The sequence below is a fragment of the Burkholderia sp. AU31624 genome, from assembly GCF_020420065.1.
Classification (GTDB): Bacteria; Pseudomonadota; Gammaproteobacteria; order Burkholderiales; family Burkholderiaceae; genus Burkholderia.
In genome coordinates, this window is sequence record NZ_JAIZRT010000002.1 from 1,072,236 (window position 1) to 1,088,978 (window position 16,743).

The window sequence follows — 16,743 nt, forward strand, 5'->3', positions numbered from 1 at the left end:
ATGCTTCTGGGACGTACTGCAAGCGGCCTCTACTGGATGTACCGCTATATCGAGCGCGCGGAGAACATCGCGCGCATCGTCGATGCCGGGCTGCGGATGGCGCTCACGCGCACGTCCGACGCGCCGGCCGAATGGTCGTCGGTGCTCGTCAGCTCGGGCACGGACGACGGCTACCGGCAGAAATACGACGCGTATGCGGCCGATACCGTGACCGACTACCTGCTGCGCGACCGCGACAACCCGTCCAGCGTGCTGTCGTGCATCGAGGCGGCGCGCTCGAACGCGCGGATGGTGCGTACGGCGCTCACGCGCGAGGCCTGGGAGAGTGTGAACGGCGCGTGGCTCGCGTTGCGCCGCGCGCTCGCGCAGCCGGTGCCGGAGAGCGAACTGCCGGCCGTGCTCGACCAGGTGAAGCGCGAAACCGCGCTGATCCTCGGCAGCTTCTACAGCACGATGCTGCGCAACGAGATCTTCGATTTCGCGCAGATCGGCGCGTTCGTCGAGCGCGCCGACAACACCGCGCGGATCATCGACGTGAAATACCACCTGCTGCTGCCGTCGGTGTCGCACGTCGGCACGATCCTCGACAACTACCAGTGGGAGACGATCCTGCGCTGCGTCGCCGCGCACCGTTCGTACCGCTGGGTGTACGACGTGCAGTACAAGCCGATGAACATCGCCGACTACCTGATCCTGAACGGCCGCATGCCGCGTTCGCTGCGTTATTGCTACGGGCGCGTCGTGTCGAGCCTGAACCTGCTCGCAAAGGATTACGGTGTGACACACCCGTGTCACGACACGGCCACGAAGATCCTGCAAATGCTGTCCGACACCTCGGTCGAGCGGATCTTCAAGAGCGGCCTGCACGAGTTCCTGACCGACTTCATCGGCCGCAACAACAGCCTCGGGCTCGAAATCGCCCAGGCTTACAACTTCGACTGAGACTTGCCATGCGACTCGCCATCCGACACATCTCGCGTTATCAGTTCGACGATCAAGCCACCCATGCGCTGCAACGGCTGCGGCTGCGCCCGCAGTCGGGCCCCGGGCAGACGGTGCGCGCGTGGCAGGTCACGATCGACGGCGTCGAGCCGTCGCTGTCCTATGCCGACGGGCTCGGCAACCGGATCGACCTCGTGCGGCACGACCGCGGCGCGAAGGCCGAGATCGTCGTCGTCGCGGCCGGCGTCGTCGAGACGCAGGACCGCGCGGGCATACTCGGTCATCCTGAAGGCTATGCGCCGCCGTGGATCTTCGAGCGCGAAACCGCACTGACGAAGGCGGGCGACACCGTGCGTGCGCTCGCGCAAGCGCTGCCGATCGCGCCGCACAGCCTCGACGCGCTGCACTGGCTGATGACGGAAGTGCACGACCGCATCGCGTATGCGCCGAACCTGGCCGCCGACGCCCCGGTCGACGCGGAAACCGCGCTGCAAAGCGGCGAGGGCACGAGCCGCGACCATGCGCATGCGTTCATCGCGGCCGCGCGCGTGCTGAAGATTCCCGCGCGCTATATCTCGGGTTACGTGCTGGCGGACAGCGCGATGCAGCGCATCGCCGACGCGAAGCAGAACGCGGGCGACGTCGAGGAGGAAGAAGCGCTCGCGCTGCAGAGCGGCGAGGGCATGCAGCAGGTGCTCGGTGCATCGCATGCCGCGCAGTCGCAGTCCCAGTCCCAGTCCCAGTCCCAGGGGATGCCGCAGCCGGCGCACGGCGCGCAGTCGCAGGCGGCCGGGCTGACGCAGCAGCCGGCCGGCCATGCGTGGGCCGAGGCGTATGTGGAAGGGCTCGGCTGGGTCGGGTTCGATCCGTTCATGAATCGCTGCCCGGACGAGCGCTACGTGCGCATCGCGGTCGGCCTCGACTATCGCGACGCGCAGCCGGTGACGGGGCTCGGCGCGACGGCCGTCGGTGTCGAGATCAGCGTCGTGCAGACGCCCGAGCTCGTCTGACCTCACGCACGTTTTCGCCGAATCCGCCAGGCCGGGGTGCCGCGTCGCATCGAGCGCGACGCGGCGCGCGGCCGGCCCAACCCGAACCGAGCTCCCATGTCCATCCACGTCGCGCTGCATCACACCACCCGCTATCGCTACGACCGGCTCGTCAACCTCGGCCCGCAGGTCGTGCGCCTGCGGCCCGCGCCGCACTGCCGGACGCCGATCCTCGCGTATTCGATGACGGTCGAGCCCGCGCAGCACTTCATCAACTGGCAGCAGGACCCGTTCTCGAACTATCTCGCGCGGCTCGTGTTTCCGGAGCGTACCGAGCACTTCGAGATCACGATCGATCTCGTCGCCGAGATGTCGGTGTACAACCCGTTCGACTTCTTTCTCGAAGCCAGCGCGGAGCAATACCCGTTCAGCTATGACGACGCGCTGAAGACCGAGCTCGCGCCGTATCTCGTGTGCGATCCGCGGACGAGCGCGTCGCCGCTGTTCCGCGCGTATCTCGACGGCGTCGACCGCACGCCGGCCGGCACCGTGAACTTCCTCGTCGCGCTGAACCAGCAACTGCAGCACGACATCGGCTATCTCGTGCGGATGGAGCCGGGCGTGCAGACGCCCGAGCAGACGCTCGAACTGGCCTCGGGCTCGTGCCGCGACAGCGCATGGCTGCTCGTGCAGCTGTGCCGCCATCTCGGCATCGCCGCGCGGTTCGTGTCGGGCTACCTGATCCAGCTCACGCCCGACGTGAAGTCGCTCGACGGCCCGAGCGGCACGTCGGTCGACTTCACCGACCTGCACGCATGGTGCGAGGTGTACCTGCCGGGTGCCGGCTGGATCGGCTTCGACCCGACCTCGGGCCTGCTCGCCGGCGAAGGCCACATTCCGCTGGCCTGCACGCCGCAGCCGACCAGCGCCGCGCCGGTCGAGGGGCTGATCGACGAGTGCGAGGTGTCGTTCGAGCACGAGATGACCGTGACGCGCGTGTACGAATCGCCGCGCGTGACGAAGCCGTACACGGAATCGCAGTGGGACGGCGTGCTGGCGCTCGGCACGCAGGTCGACGGCGCGCTGGCGGCCGGCGACGTGCGGCTCACGCAGGGCGGCGAGCCGACCTTCGTGTCGATCGACGATCGCGACGGCGCCGAGTGGAACACCGACGCGCTCGGCCCGACCAAGCGCGGCTACGCGACCGAACTCGTGCAGCGGCTGCGCGCGGAATACGGCGACGGCGGCTTCCTGCATTTCGGGCAGGGCAAGTGGTATCCGGGCGAGCAACTACCGCGCTGGGCGCTGTCGATCTTCTGGCGCGCGGACGGCCAGCCCGTATGGCACGATCCGTCGCTGTTCGCCGACGAACGCGAGCCGTCCGCGTATACGACCGACGACGCGAAGCGCTTCATCGATGCGCTCGCCGCGCGGCTGAACCTGACCGGCGAATTCATCCGGCCCGGCTACGAGGACGTCTGGTACTACCTGTGGCGCGAGCGCCGGCTGCCGGTCAACGTCGACCCGTTCGACTCGCGTCTCGACGACGAGCTCGAACGCGCGCGGCTGCGCAAGGTGTTCGAGCAGCAGCTCGACAGCGTGGTCGGCTACGTGCTGCCGGTCAAGCGTGCGGAAAACGCGCCGGGTCTCGACGGCCCGCGCTGGCAGACGGGCCCGTGGTTCTTCCGCGACGAGCGGATGTACCTCATGCCCGGCGATTCGCCGATGGGCTATCGGCTGCCGCTCGATTCGCTGCCGTGGGCGAGCCGCGCCGACTATCCGTATCTCGTCGAGCGCGACCCGTTCGCGCCGCGTGACGCGCTGCCGGATGCCGCCGCGATCCGCGCGCGCTACGCGGGGCCGGCCGATGCGCCGCGCTACCTGTCCGGCGTGCATCGCGAGGCGTCCGCGCAGACCGTGATGCAGTGGCGCGACGACGGCACGGCCGGCAACGGGCGGCCGGCCGCGCGCGACCCGGGTCGCCAGCCCGAGCGCTTCGAATCGGCCGCATGGATCACGCGCACCGCGCTGTGCGTCGAAGTGCGCAACGGCATCCTGTACCTGTTCATGCCGCCGCTTGCCGCGCTCGAGGATTATCTCGAGCTGCTCGGCGCGATCGAGCTGACCGCGCACGCGCTGGGCGTGAAGCTCGTGCTGGAAGGCTATCCGCCGCCGCGCGACGCGCGGCTGAAGCTGCTGCAGGTGACGCCCGATCCCGGCGTGATCGAGGTGAACATCCATCCGGCCAGCAACTTCGACGAGCTCGTCGATCACACCGAATTCCTGTACGACGCCGCGTGGCAGTCGCGGCTGTGCAGCGAGAAGTTCATGGTCGACGGCCGCCACGTCGGCACGGGCGGCGGCAACCACTTCGTGCTCGGCGGCGCGACGCCGGCCGACAGCCCGTTCCTGCGCCGCCCGGACCTGCTCGCGAGCCTGATCGCGTACTGGCACAACCATCCGTCGCTGTCGTACCTGTTCTCCGGGCTCTTCATCGGGCCGACGAGCCAGGCGCCGCGCGTCGACGAGGCGCGCAACGACCAGCTCTACGAACTGGACATCGCGTTCGCGGAGATCCAGCGCAACAAGCTGCTGTTCGGGCAGGACATGCCGCCGTGGCTCGTCGACCGCGTGCTGCGCAACCTGCTGATCGACGTGACCGGCAACACGCACCGCAGCGAGTTCTGCATCGACAAGCTGTATTCGCCGGATTCGTCGACCGGCCGGCTCGGCCTGCTCGAACTGCGCGCGTTCGAGATGCCGCCGCATGCGCGGATGAGCATCGTGCAGCAATTGCTGCTGCGCGCGCTGGTCGCGCGTTTCTGGGCTGCGCCGTACACGACGCCGCTCACGCGCTGGGGCACCGCGCTGCATGACCGCTTCATGTTGCCCGCGTTTCTTCAGATGGATTTCGACGACGTGCTGACCGAACTGCGCGACGCCGGCTTCGCGTTCGATCCGGCATGGTTTGCGCCGCACTTCGAATTCCGCTTCCCGCTGTTCGGCCAGATCGCGGTGAACGGCATGGAGCTGTCGCTGCGCGGCGCGCTGGAGCCGTGGCACGTGATGGGCGAGGAGGGCGCACCCGGCGGCACGGTGCGCTACGTCGATTCGTCGGTCGAACGGCTCGAAGTGCGCGTGACGGGGCTGAACGACAACCGGCACGTCGTGACGGTCAACGGCCGCGCGCTGCCGCTGCAGCCGACCGGCACCGTCGGCGAGTACGTCGCGGGCGTGCGCTACAAGGCGTGGTCGCCGCCGTCCGCGCTGCATCCGACCCTCGGCGTGCACGCGCCGCTCACGTTCGACATCGTCGATACGTGGCTGCAGCGCTCGCTCGGCGGTTGCCGCTACCATGTCGCGCATCCGGGCGGGCGCAACTACGCGACGTTCCCGGTCAATGCGTACGAGGCCGAGAGTCGCCGGCTCGCGCGCTTCGTCGAGATGGGGCATACGCCGGGGCGGATGGATGTCGCGGCTGCCGCGCCGAGCCGTGAATTCCCGTTCACGCTCGACCTGCGGCGGCCGTGACCGGACGATGACGACGCGGATGACGATGCGCGGTTCGCGATACCCGGCGGTTTCGGTCGCTGGCGGCCGTGCCGGAATGCTAGGATGCGGGCAGATTGCGGCCGCGCGCCGCAGCCCGCTGCCCGGGTGGCGGCGCGCGTGCGCGGCCGCGCCCTGACGACGGAACGACATCGTGCCGCCCATTGACACCGATCATCTCGCCGCCCTCGACGCGATGCCCACGCTTTTCGATACCGGCGCGCAGCCGGATGCCGCGGAACTGGCCGCCGCGCTCGCGGCGCCGGCTGCTGCCGGCCGCTACGACGAACTGCGCGGTAGCGCGGCCGGCCTGAACGCGCCCGCGCTTGCGCCCGCGTGGCGCAGTTTCTTCACGTCGATCGGCAGCGACGGCGTGGCCGACCTCGATCGCCGCGCCGACGCACTGCACCGGCGCATGCGCGAGAACGGCCTGTTCTATCAACTGCACGAGCAGCGCGCGGGCGACGGCGCGGCCGGCCCGTGGTCGCTCGACCTGCTGCCGCTGATCGTCACGCCCGAGGACTGGGTCGCGATCGAGCGCGGCGTGCTGCAGCGCGTGCGGCTGCTCAACGCGACGCTGGCCGACCTGTACGGGCCGCAGACGATCCTCGAACGCGGGCTGCTGCCGCCCGCGCTCGTCACCGGGCATCCCGGCTACCTGCGCGCGATGCGCGGCGCGCGCGTGCCGGGCGATACCTGGCTGCACGTCGTCGCGTTCGACCTTGCGCGCGGCCCGGACGGGCAGTGGCGGATCGTCGCGCAGCACACGCAGGGCGCGGCCGGCCTCGGCTACCTGCTCGAAAACCGGCTGATCGTGTCGCGGCTCTTTCCGCGCGGGTTTCGCGGGCTGCGCGTGCAGCGGCTCGCGTCCGCGTATCGCGCGCTGCTGCAGAGCATGCAGGCGCTCAGCCCGACCCGAAAGAATTCGCGGATCGTGCTGCTCACACCGGGCCCGCACAGCGCGACCTATTTCGAGCACGCGTATCTCGCGCGCTACCTCGGCCTCACGCTCGTCGAAGGCGGCGACCTGACCGCGCGCGACAACCGCGTGTTCCTGAAGACGCTGAGCGGGCTCGAGCCGGTGCACGGCATCCTGCGGCGCGTCGACGATGCATGGCTCGATCCGCTCGAACTGCGAACCGATTCGATGCTCGGCGTGCCGGGGTTGCTGCAGGCGGTGCGCGCGGGCAACGTGCTGCTCGCGAACGCGCCGGGTTCGGGCTTCCTCGAATCGCCGGCGATGCTCGGCTTCATGCCGCGCCTGGCGGAAGGGCTGCTCGGCGAAACGCTGACGCTGCCGGCCGTGCATTCATGGTGGTGCGGCGAGGCCGCCGCGTGCGACGACGCGCTGCCGCAGCTCGCGCGCGGCATCGTCAAGGCATCCTATCCACCCGACGTGCAGGAAGGCGGCGCATTCGAGCCGGTGATCGGCGCGCGGCTCACGCAGGCGCAACTGGCCGAGTGGCGCGCGCGGATTCTCGCGCGGCCCGAGCACTACACGGTGCAGGCCGACCTGCCGCTGTCGCAGGCGCCGACCTGGCCGGGCCACGACGCACCCGACAGCAACGGCGGTGCACGCATCGTGCCGAAGCCGGTGCTGCTGCGCGTGTTTGCACTCGCCGACGGCGCGCAGCGCTGGCGGCTCCTGCCCGGCGGGCTGTCGCGGGTCGGCACGCGCGACACGCTGTTCAACGCGCCGATGCCGCGCGGCGGCAGCACCGTCGATACGTGGGTGATGACCGAAGGCATCGTCGATTCGACGACGCTGCTCCAGACGCACCTCGGCCCCGACGATCTCGTCGAACGCCCGCGCGCGATCGCGAGCCGTGCGGCCGAGAACCTGTTCTGGCTCGGCCGTTACACCGAGCGTGCGACCAACCTGATGCGCCTCGCGCGTGCCGCGCTCGAACGGCTGCGCGGCGAGGACGACGTCGACAGCCCCGCGCACCTGGAACTGCTCGACACGCTGTGCCGCGAGACGGGCCTGATCGCGGCCGACGCGCCGAACGCCGTCGATGCGCCGCGTGCGTTCCAGCACACGCTCGCGACGTCGCTGACGCGCGGCGCGGATCGCACGTCGGGCATTGCGTCGTGCCTGTTCGGGATGCGGGGCGCGGCCGCCGCGATCCGCGAGCGACTGTCGAGCGATCAGTGGCGGCTGATCGACGACGCGACCCAGCTGTTCGCCGACAGCGCCGGCCTGCCGGAAGCCGAGGAGCAGATCGGCAACGAGGCGCTGCAGTTGCTGGAGCGCCTCGGCCTGCTGCTCGGCGCGATCACGGGCGCGCAGACCGACAACATGACGCGCGACGACGGCTGGCGATTGCTGTCGATCGGCCGGCAGATCGACCGGCTGGACTTCCTGTGCAGCGTGCTGAAGGCGGCCTTCGACGAAGGCGCGGTGCACCGGCAGGACGGCTTCGAACTCGTGCTGGAGCTGTTCGACAGCACGATCACGTTCCGTTCGCGGTTCCAGCGCGGCTTCGACGTCGCGCCGCTGCTGTCGCTCGTCGTGCTCGATACCGACAATCCGCGCTCGCTCGGCTGGGTCGTGCAGGCGCTGCGCGGCCGGCTGACGAAGGTCGAGCGCAGCGAAGGTTATGCGCTGTCCGAGCTGGCCGAGACGATTCCCGACGTCCCCGCGTGGTCGCTGCACGAGCTGTGCGAGACCGCCGACGGCGGCAGGCACGACAAGCTGCTCGAGGCGCTCGACACGACGGTGAAGGCAGTATGGGAACTGTCGAACCGGATCGGCGAGCGCTATTTCAGCCACGTGCGCGAGGCGGGCAGGACGTTATGGTGACGACGAAGGGCGCGGCGAAAGCGCCGCACGGTTCCGGCACGGCGCGGAACGCATCGGCACCGCCATCGGCGCCGGCCGCAAAGGCCGACGTTGCGCCCGGCCGGTTGCTGCGCGTCACGCACGACACCGAATACCGTTACGCGGCGCGCGTCGAATCGGCGCAGCACCAGGCACGCCTGCAGCCGCTCGTCACGCCGCGCCAGCAGGTGCTGTCGTTCGCGCTCGACATCGACCCCGCGCCGGAATCCGTCGGGACCGAGGTCGACGCATTCGGCAACGCGCGCGCGTCGTTTGCGTTGAACCAGCCGCACGATGCGCTGCTCGTGCGCAGCCGCAGCACGGTACGCGTGACGCCGCCGGTGTGGTCGCGCGGGGCGCGCGGCGAGCCGCCGCCCGCCATCGCGAAACCCGACGCGAAACAGGCGATGGCGTGGGAAGCGGTGCGCGACCGCTTGCGGTTCCGCGCGGGGCAGCCCTACGACGCGGCGAGCGAATTCGTGTTCACGTCACCGCATGTCATGTGCGATCCCGAACTCGCCGCGTATGCGGCCGCGAGCTTCACGCCGCAACGGCCGCTCGTGCAGGCCGCGTGGGAGCTGATGCGGCGCGTGCATGCCGATTTTGCGTATACGCCGAACAGCACCGACATCACGACGTCGGCGCTCGACGCGCTGCGCTTGCGCAAGGGCGTGTGCCAGGATTTCGCGCACGTGATGATCGGCGCGCTGCGCTCGCTCGGGCTGGCCGCGCGTTACGTGAGCGGCTACCTGCTCACGCAGCCGCCGCCCGGGCAGCCGAGGCTGATCGGCGCCGACGCGTCGCATGCATGGGTCGAGGTGTACGACCCGGCATGGCCCGAGGACAACGGCTGGCTGCAGCTCGACCCGACCAACGATCGCGCGCCGGGCGACGACTACGTGATGCTGTCGATCGGCCGCGACTATGCGGACGTGACGCCGCTGCGCGGCGTGATTCGCGGCGGCGGCGCGGATCAGGAGCTGAAGGTCGGCGTGACGGTGGAGCCGCTCGACGCGCCCTGACGTGTGCCGCATGCCGTGTGCCCGCGCGAATGCCGTTTAAGTCTTCGTTAATACTGCACGCCTAGCATGGTCATGCCGGCGAACGGATCGGACTCGATCCGGGGCACCGGCGGCACGCGCGGGTGCGTCGACGTCACGGCGCCGCACCGTCGCGCATCGCCATTCCCTTGCAACGGCGGCGGATCATGATCAAGAACTTCGACTACACGCTCGGCAGCGACACGATTGCGCTCTGCGCGAGCTTCGGCGCGGGGCCGGCGTGGCGCCGCGTGCTCGTGAGCCGGGCGGATTCGATGGAGACGCTGGTGGTGCTCGACGCGCGCGGGCTGTCGGGCTTGCTGAAGGTGGCGACCGAAGCGCCGGAAGGATTGCTCGACGACGCGATTCGCAAGGTCGGCGACGAGCAACTCGTCGAGCGGGCGATCAGCGGCAGGGCGATCGTCGAAGCGGCGCTTTGACAGGGCGGTGCGTGAGCGTGCCGGCAGGCACGGCCGCACGCACCGCGTTGCATCACGTTGATTGCGCTTACGCGGCGAACCGGTCCGTCGCCGCGACCAGCGCTTCCAGAATCCCCGGCTCGTTGTACGCATGCCCCGCGCCGGGCACGATCTCGAACGTCGCATCCGGCCACGCCTTCGACAACTCCCATGCGGTGCGCGCGGGTGTCGCGACGTCATAGCGACCCTGCACGATCACGCCCGGAATGCCGGCGAGGCGAGGCGCGTCGCGCAGCAACTGGCCTTCCTCGACGAAGCCCTGGTTCACGAAGTAGTGGTTCTCGATGCGCGCGAACGCGAGCGCGTAGTGACCGTCCGCGAAGTGCGCGGCGAGTTTGGGGTCGGGCAGCAGCGTGATCGTGCGGCCTTCCCAGATACTCCACGCACGTGCGGCTTCGAGCTTCATGGCTTCGTCGTTGCCGGTCAGCCGCCGATGGTAGGCGGCCATCAGGTCGCCGCGCTCGGCTTCCGGAATCGGTGCAACGAAGTCTTCCCACAGGTCGGGGAACAGCCACGACGCGCCTTCCTGGTAGTACCACAGCAATTCCGCGCGACGCATCGTGAAGATGCCGCGCACGACCAGTGCGCTCACGCGCTCGGGATGCGTTTCCGCGTACGCGATCGACAACGCGCTGCCCCACGAGCCGCCGAACACGAGCCACTTGTCCGCGCCGACCATCTCGCGCAGGCGCTCGATATCGGCGACCAGATCCCACGTCGTGTTGTTCTCGAGGCTCGCATGCGGTGTCGAGCGCCCGCAGCCGCGCTGGTCGAACAGCAGGATGTCGTAGCGCGCCGGATCGAACAGGCGGCGATGGTCGGGGCTGCAGCCGGCGCCGGGGCCGCCGTGCAGGAACACGGCGGGCTTGCCGGCCGGGTTGCCGCAGCGCTCCCAGTAGACGCGATGGCCGTCGCCGGTGTCGAGGTGGCCGTGGGCGTAGGGTTCGATCGGTGGGTACACAGGCAGGCTCCGGGTAAGGGGCGGCAGGAAGTGGACGACGCGCGGGCCGGTGTGCGGGCGGGGGCTACCGATATTGCGCCGCCGCAAAAATCGTTGTGTCGGCATCGACCCGGCCGCCGCCGGACAAGGCTTGTCATTATGCCCATTCGCCGCCCCGGGTGTCGGCTCGTTGCGGCGTGCGCGGCCGCCGGCAGCGGCGCGGGGATTTTTGAAGCAATTTCATTCCGATATTTTTCATACAAAATCCCGGCGGCATATCGGCGTGCCGAAGCGGGGCGCCGGCGTGCTGCCCATCCACCGTGCCAACGGAAACCAGCCGATGAACCATCGCGTCACGCAGTTGACCGGGTTGCGCGCCGTCGCGGTCGCGATGGTCGTTGTCGGACATGCCGAGCACGTGCTGCCCGGCGGCTACACGGGCTGGTACGCGCCGTTGCGGCTGATCGCCGACGGCCGGCTTGGCGTGCTGATCTTCTTCGTCCTCAGCGGTTTCCTGATCACCAACGTGCTGCGCGCCGAGTTCGCGCGCACGGGTGGCATCGCGTTGACGTCGTTCTACGTGCGCCGCGCGCTGCGGATCTGGCCGGCGTGCTATGTCTATCTCGCGGCGGTGGCGATCGTGGCCTTCACCGGCTGGTTCGACGTCGATCGACGGCAGTGGCTGTATGCGGCGCTGCACCTGTGGAATTACTCGGCGTGGTTCGGGCTGACCGGCGACAACGCGCTGCATCCGGACGGCGCGTGGTATCTCGGCCATTTCTGGTCGCTCGCGCTCGAGGAACAGTTCTACTGGTTCTGGCCGCTGCTGTTCGTGTATGGGATGCGGCGTGGCGGCACGCGCTGGCTGGCTGCGTTGATCCTGGTCGTGCCGCTGGTGCGCGCCGTGACATATTTCATTGCGCCTGCGCTGCGCGGGCAGCTCGGGATGATGCTGCACACCGGCGTCGATCCGATCCTGATCGGCTGTTATGTGTCGCTCAATCGCGAGCGGCTTGAGGCCTGGATTCGTACGTGGCGCAACGAGACGCGCATCGTGACCGCGATCATCGTCATCGTACTGATCGGCATGCCGCTCGCCGAACATCGGCTCGGCGGGTTCTGGAATGCGACCTATGGCGTGACGGTCGAAGCCGCGCTGATCGCGATCGTGATCGTCGTGTTGAATTTCCGGAGCGAGTTCTGGTGTGCGCGGTGGTTGCGTGCGCGGCCGGTCGTGTTCGTCGGCACGATCTCGTTCAGTCTTTATCTGTGGCAGCAGCCGTTCGCGAATCCGGATCTGCAGGTTCCGCATGCGTTTCCGCTTGGGATCGTGTGGGCGCTGATGGCCGCGACTGCCAGCTATTTCCTCGTCGAGAAACCGTTCCTGCGGTTGAAGGATCGCTATTCGGCGCGCGAGGCGCGACGCGTTCGGGACGACGCGCTGCGGATGCCGACGTCGGGCGAGGCGATCGGAGCGAAGGTGGCGGAGTAGGCGGGCGGGGCGGCGTTACTGCGGCCCCGCTTACCGTCATTTGAATCGCTTCTTCGAGGCAGGCGAATACCAGAAGTCCCGGTACATATCGCTCCCGTATGATTTGCCGTCGTATTTGACGATCGTGCGCACGGTGCGTTTTCCCGCGTCCGGTTGTTTGTCGTCGTTGCTTTCCGCGTTCATGACGTGTGCCGTAATCGACAGGTCCGCAAAGCCGTTGTGCGACGTCTTCTCGACCGCAATCGTCATGCGGGCGGACTCGCTGCGCAGGTCGCTGGTATCGGGGCCGCACGCGGTGCCTGTGGTGGCGACCCAGCCATTGAGATTGGTACCAAACACGGGGCGGATGCGAGCGCCTTCGCGAATCCACAGTGTCAGTTCGTTCTCCATGTAGGCATCCGGGCAGCTCGGTCCGTGCGCGGTGCTGCTGAACACGACGCCGAATGCCCGTACATCCGGCGACAGTCGGTACGGCGCCGTATCGATGCGATAACTGTTCTCGCCGATCTGTATCGCCGCGTCCTCCTGGATCACCGAACGCTCGGCCGCCACGACCGTGCCACCTTCGACGAGGGCGACGACCTGCAGCTTGCTGCTTTCGTCCGGGTTCTTGCTTTTGGGAAGCGAATCGAACGCAACGGCCGCGATCGTCGTTTCGGGTGCATTCGGCATGACCTTGCACGCCGACGCGACGACGAGCCGGTTCGTGTCGCGCGTTGCGATGCGTGCGCTTGCGATGCCGGCCCAGCGGGCGATGGCCGTGATGGTTTCGTCGTTGCAGGACTGGCTATCGTCAGCATGAGCGAACGGTGCCGCGGCGAGCGCCAGCAGCGGAACAAAACGAGCGATTCTCGGGGTCATGAGGGAGGTTTTTTACGGATTGACGTGGAAATCGCTCAACGGGCGGAAACGAACGTCTTCCGAACTACCCCGCGTCGTCATGGGCGTGGCCACGGTGCCTATAATCGATTCTCGACAAACACCAAGGAAAGTGGCACGGATGAGCATTCGAGGGAAAGACCGGCAGATTGACAACATCGAATTCAATGTTAACAGCATTGCACGAAGCAAGGCCTTCTATGGCAGCGTGTTCGGCTGGACCTTCACGGATTATGGTCCCACCTATACCGAGTTTCGCGACGGCCGGATCACGGGCGGGTTGACGACCGGTGAGCCCGTCCGGCCCGGCGGCCCGTTAGTCATCCTCTACGCTGACGATCTGGTTGAAACCCGTCGAAGGATCGAGGCGGCGGGAGCCACCATCACCCGTCAGATTTTCTCGTTCCCTGGCGGTCGGCGCTTCCAGTTCCTTGATCCCGATGGCTATGAACTGGCCGTATGGTCAGCAGACGAATCGGGCCAGTAATCAAGACAAGAACCAGGAACCGGCGGTTGCTTCCGACCATGTTCAGGATTTTAATCTAGACGAATTGTTTTGAATTTGACAAATCGTCTTGACGTGGCCAAACTGCCCGGCATGCCAAGGAAGATCACTGGACCCGACATGCCGAAGAAGACGCCCGAACAGCAGCTACTGCTGGGGCAGCTCAAACAGGTCGCCGAAGGGCTGGCCAAGACCTTCGCCCCGTTTACCGAGGTCGTGGTCCATGATCTCCTCGACCCGGAGCACGCGGTGCTCGCGATCCACAACAACCTGTCAGGTCGAGAAGTCGGACAGCCTGCCACTGAATTGGGGCTTGCGCGGATCATGGACGCCGCCTACGAGCAGATCATCGCCAACTATCCGAATCAGTTCTCGGACGGCCGTCAGGTGAAGAGCACTTCCATCGGTATCAAGGACTCCAAAGGCGACTACATCGCCGCGTTGTGCCTGAATATCGACCTCACGTTGTTCCGGGGATTTCAGAACATGCTAAGCAGCTTCATGGCGGTCGAGGGCACCACGCCTGCCAGGGAATCGCTGGACCCCGCTGGCGCGGATCTCATTCGCGCCCGTATCGACGAGTTCGCCGCACGCATGGCGTCGACACCGCGCTCGCTCAAGCCGGAGGACCGCCGCTCGCTCCTGAAGGAGCTCAAGGCGGCTGGCCTGCTCGAGGTCCGTCGGGCGATGGACACCATTGCCGTCTACCTGGGCGTCTCGCGCGCAACGGTGTACAGCGATGTCAAATGACGCCACGCGACTTCTCGTCGACCAGCATGTCGTCGCTCAATTGCTCGTGCCGGACGCCGTGATCGCGGCGGTGCAAGTGGCCTTCGAACTGCATGGGCAGCGCGCGGGCCGTGTGTTTCATCCCCAACGTCCCAGCCGTCATCGTCTTGCTCTTGCAGCGATCCGGTATGTGCCAAAGCGGAGTCGGAAAACTTGAAACCGCACTATGTCGAGCCGCTCAGCGGCACTACTTATCCTCTCGACACGCCTCGGTGGTGTTCGGACGACCGCAGGCCGCTCCTGATCTCGCCGCAGGCTGGCATTTCCCGGGACGACATCGATCGACACATTCGCTCCCAATGGCGCTATCGCGCGTCGCTTCCAGTCGAGATCGTCTCCCCCATCTCCATGGGGGAAGGGTGCACCCCGTTGATCCAGAAGCCGTGGGGCGACCACCGGCCGCATTTCAAGCTGGAGTGGTTCAGCCCCACAAGCAGCTTCAAGGATCGCGGCACGACGGTGATGCTCTCGATGTTGCGGCAGCAAGGCATCGCGTCCGTTCTGGAGGACAGTTCGGGAAACGGCGGCGCGTCGGTGGCGGCGTATGGCGCTGCAGGCGCCGTGCGCGTGAAGATTCTGGCGCCCGCATACGCGTCGCCCGCGAAGATTGCCCAGATGCGAGCCTACGGGGCGGAGGTACAACTGGTCGACGGGCCTCGACAGGCGTGTGAGGACGAGGCCGTCCTGCAGTCCGCGAGCATCTTCTACGCCAGCCATAATTGGCAGCCATTTTTCCTCGAAGGGACCAAGTCGGTCGGCTACGAGATCTGGGAGGACCTCAACTTCCAGGCGCCGGACAACATCGTCATGCCTGCAGGCGCGGGCAGCAATGTGCTCGGCTGTTATTTGGCGTTCTCGGAACTGATGCGCGCGGGCCAGATTCACAAAATGCCCAAGCTCTTCGTATGCCAGCCATTGAACTGTTCTCCTATCGATGCCAGCTTTCAGGCGGGCGTCACGACGCCCATTCCACGCGAGGTCCGAAAGACGGTTTCCGAGGGGACGGCCATCGCCCATCCTCTACGGCTGGCGCAAGTGATCAACGCTGTCAGAGAGACGGGCGGTACGACGGTGGCCGTGGAGGAAGAAGCAATCGTCGACGCGCTCAGGCGGATTGCGCGACTGGGCCTTCTGCCGGAGCTGACTTCGGCGACCGCGGTTGCAGGATTTGATCGGCTCACGCAACTGGGGGCGATTGAGGCGCGAGAGGAAACGGTGGTCCTGCTGACGGGCACGGGTATCAAGAATGCCGAAGCCATCGCGGATATGTACGCGGAAATTCCGGATACGCTTGCCTAAAGGCTCCCTCCATGAAAATCGGACTCCTGAATTGCGGCGGCACCATCACGGAAAGCTATCAGAGTGATGGGACGATCAAGCGTCTACTGGCGCGCGATCTGATCGTATCGAGCGGTCAAGCAGACTGGATTGGACGTGATATCGATCCTGTCGATAGCTGCGATCTGACTTTTGCCTCACTTTGCCGGGCTCGTGACGTCATGCGGCAGGATCGCGAGAGCGAAGCTTTCGTCATGTGCTGCGGCACCGACGCAATGGAAGATGTCGCCTATGCGGCCGCTCTGCTTTTTGATCGCGATCGGCCCGTCGTTTTGACCGGTGCGGCGATCCCCGGCGGCAATGCCAATGCCGACGGTCCGCGCAATCTGGCGGATTCCGGACTTCTGGCACAGGCCATGCAGAAGGGCGCGAGCGCTCTCGTGGCCTTCGCGGGACGGATTTTCGATCCGGTTTCGATCGTCAAGGTATGGCCACAGGCCATTCAGCCCTTCGGACCGGAAACAGCGATCCGCGGCTCCATCGAGGCCGGCATTGTGACGCTCACCGGTTCGGGAGCCGTTGACGAGAGTTACGCGGATCTCGATGTATCCGACCTCGGCGCCCGCGTTGCGATCGTCATGGAGACCTTCGGGCCTCTCGTCGGCTTGCCGGCGATCTCCGAACTCGACGGTATCGTCGTGGCAGGCAAGGGCGCAGGGGGTTTCTCGGCGCAGTCGGAGAGATTCCTGAGCGAAGCCGCGCGGCAAATCCCCGTCGTGCTATCGACACGCTGTGCCCAGGGTTTCCGGGTCAATTCAGCCGTACCCAAATATGCCTATGCGCGCGCCCACGACCTCGGCCTGACCACGGCAGGTTATGACGGCCTGGACGCATCAAAGGCACGAATCCGGCTCATCGCGGAGCTTGGTCGTGCAACTCGCAGCGGAAAGGCCGGGCGCTGATCCGCGGACGGCGGCTACTCAACGATCTCGGCAAAGATGCGCCCGTTGCGGGGCCGGCGTGGGGGCTTGGAGGCCCCC

Annotated in this window: 14 protein-coding genes; 11 read left to right on the forward strand and 3 right to left on the reverse strand. The window is 67.2% G+C overall.

Translation table 11 applies throughout. From position 1 onward, the window contains the following. The 6 genes from LGM89_RS10070 to LGM89_RS10095 all read left to right on the forward strand — a co-directional run bounded on the left by LGM89_RS10070 (nucleotide 1) and on the right by LGM89_RS10095 (nucleotide 9,781). A complete protein-coding gene (locus LGM89_RS10070; RefSeq protein ID WP_174910732.1) occupies nucleotides 1–942 on the forward strand; it encodes an alpha-E domain-containing protein in 942 nt (313 codons plus the stop codon). An 8-nt stretch (nucleotides 943–950) separates the two neighbouring features. Beyond that, a complete protein-coding gene (locus LGM89_RS10075) occupies nucleotides 951–1,952 on the forward strand; it encodes a transglutaminase family protein (RefSeq protein WP_226272974.1) in 1,002 nt (333 codons plus the stop codon). A 96-nt stretch (nucleotides 1,953–2,048) separates the two neighbouring features. Further along, nucleotides 2,049–5,462, forward strand: coding sequence for a DUF2126 domain-containing protein (locus LGM89_RS10080; RefSeq protein WP_226272975.1), 3,414 nt, complete (start codon nucleotides 2,049–2,051; stop codon nucleotides 5,460–5,462). 214 nt (nucleotides 5,463–5,676) lie between these two features. Further along, nucleotides 5,677–8,283 carry a circularly permuted type 2 ATP-grasp protein gene (locus LGM89_RS10085; protein WP_226273022.1) on the forward strand — a complete coding sequence of 869 codons (2,607 nt, stop codon included), beginning with the start codon at nucleotides 5,677–5,679 and terminating at the stop codon, nucleotides 8,281–8,283. Beyond that, complete coding sequence (locus tag LGM89_RS10090; protein WP_226272976.1) at nucleotides 8,277–9,323, forward strand: transglutaminase family protein; 1,047 nt, start codon at nucleotides 8,277–8,279, stop codon at nucleotides 9,321–9,323. Before LGM89_RS10085 ends, LGM89_RS10090 begins: the two co-directional genes overlap by 7 nt. A gap of 185 nt (nucleotides 9,324–9,508) precedes the next feature. Beyond that, on the forward strand, nucleotides 9,509–9,781 hold the full coding sequence (locus LGM89_RS10095; protein WP_226203754.1) for a hypothetical protein: 273 nt from the start codon (nucleotides 9,509–9,511) through the stop codon (nucleotides 9,779–9,781). A gap of 67 nt (nucleotides 9,782–9,848) precedes the next feature. Here the strand turns inward: LGM89_RS10095 and pip are convergent, their stop codons facing one another. After that, nucleotides 9,849–10,781 (reverse strand): prolyl aminopeptidase, encoded by a 933-nt coding sequence (gene pip / locus LGM89_RS10100; RefSeq protein WP_226272977.1) that lies wholly within the window; start codon nucleotides 10,779–10,781, stop codon nucleotides 9,849–9,851. Between the two features lie 319 nt (nucleotides 10,782–11,100). Between pip and LGM89_RS10105 the strand changes: the two genes are divergently transcribed. Continuing rightward, nucleotides 11,101–12,252, forward strand: coding sequence for an acyltransferase family protein (locus LGM89_RS10105; protein WP_226203750.1), 1,152 nt, complete (start codon nucleotides 11,101–11,103; stop codon nucleotides 12,250–12,252). Between the two features lie 36 nt (nucleotides 12,253–12,288). Here the strand turns inward: LGM89_RS10105 and LGM89_RS10110 are convergent, their stop codons facing one another. Next, nucleotides 12,289–13,113: a multidrug ABC transporter ATPase gene (locus LGM89_RS10110; RefSeq protein WP_226272978.1), complete on the reverse strand. Its 825-nt coding sequence runs from the start codon at nucleotides 13,111–13,113 to the stop codon at nucleotides 12,289–12,291. A 139-nt stretch (nucleotides 13,114–13,252) separates the two neighbouring features. Between LGM89_RS10110 and LGM89_RS10115 the strand changes: the two genes are divergently transcribed. Together LGM89_RS10115 and LGM89_RS10120 are read left to right on the forward strand one after the other, a co-directional pair. Next, nucleotides 13,253–13,618 (forward strand): VOC family protein, encoded by a 366-nt coding sequence (locus tag LGM89_RS10115; RefSeq protein WP_089427747.1) that lies wholly within the window; start codon nucleotides 13,253–13,255, stop codon nucleotides 13,616–13,618. 138 nt (nucleotides 13,619–13,756) lie between these two features. Further along, the gene (locus LGM89_RS10120; protein WP_226272979.1) at nucleotides 13,757–14,386 is read left to right on the forward strand and encodes a transcriptional regulator; all 630 of its coding nucleotides are present in this window, start codon (nucleotides 13,757–13,759) and stop codon (nucleotides 14,384–14,386) included. On the opposite strand, the gene LGM89_RS37150 is transcribed toward LGM89_RS10120, so the two are convergent. Then, on the reverse strand, nucleotides 14,379–14,507 hold the full coding sequence (locus tag LGM89_RS37150; protein WP_264172479.1) for a hypothetical protein: 129 nt from the start codon (nucleotides 14,505–14,507) through the stop codon (nucleotides 14,379–14,381). The genes LGM89_RS10120 and LGM89_RS37150 overlap by 8 nt on opposite strands. A 71-nt stretch (nucleotides 14,508–14,578) precedes the next feature. Here LGM89_RS37150 and LGM89_RS10125 point away from each other — a divergent pair, with 71 nt between their 5' ends. Then, nucleotides 14,579–15,724: a threonine synthase gene (locus LGM89_RS10125; protein ID WP_226272980.1), complete on the forward strand. Its 1,146-nt coding sequence runs from the start codon at nucleotides 14,579–14,581 to the stop codon at nucleotides 15,722–15,724. A gap of 11 nt (nucleotides 15,725–15,735) precedes the next feature. Continuing rightward, the gene (locus LGM89_RS10130; protein WP_226272981.1) at nucleotides 15,736–16,665 is read left to right on the forward strand and encodes an asparaginase domain-containing protein; all 930 of its coding nucleotides are present in this window, start codon (nucleotides 15,736–15,738) and stop codon (nucleotides 16,663–16,665) included. The last annotated feature ends 78 nt before the right edge of the window (nucleotides 16,666–16,743 follow it).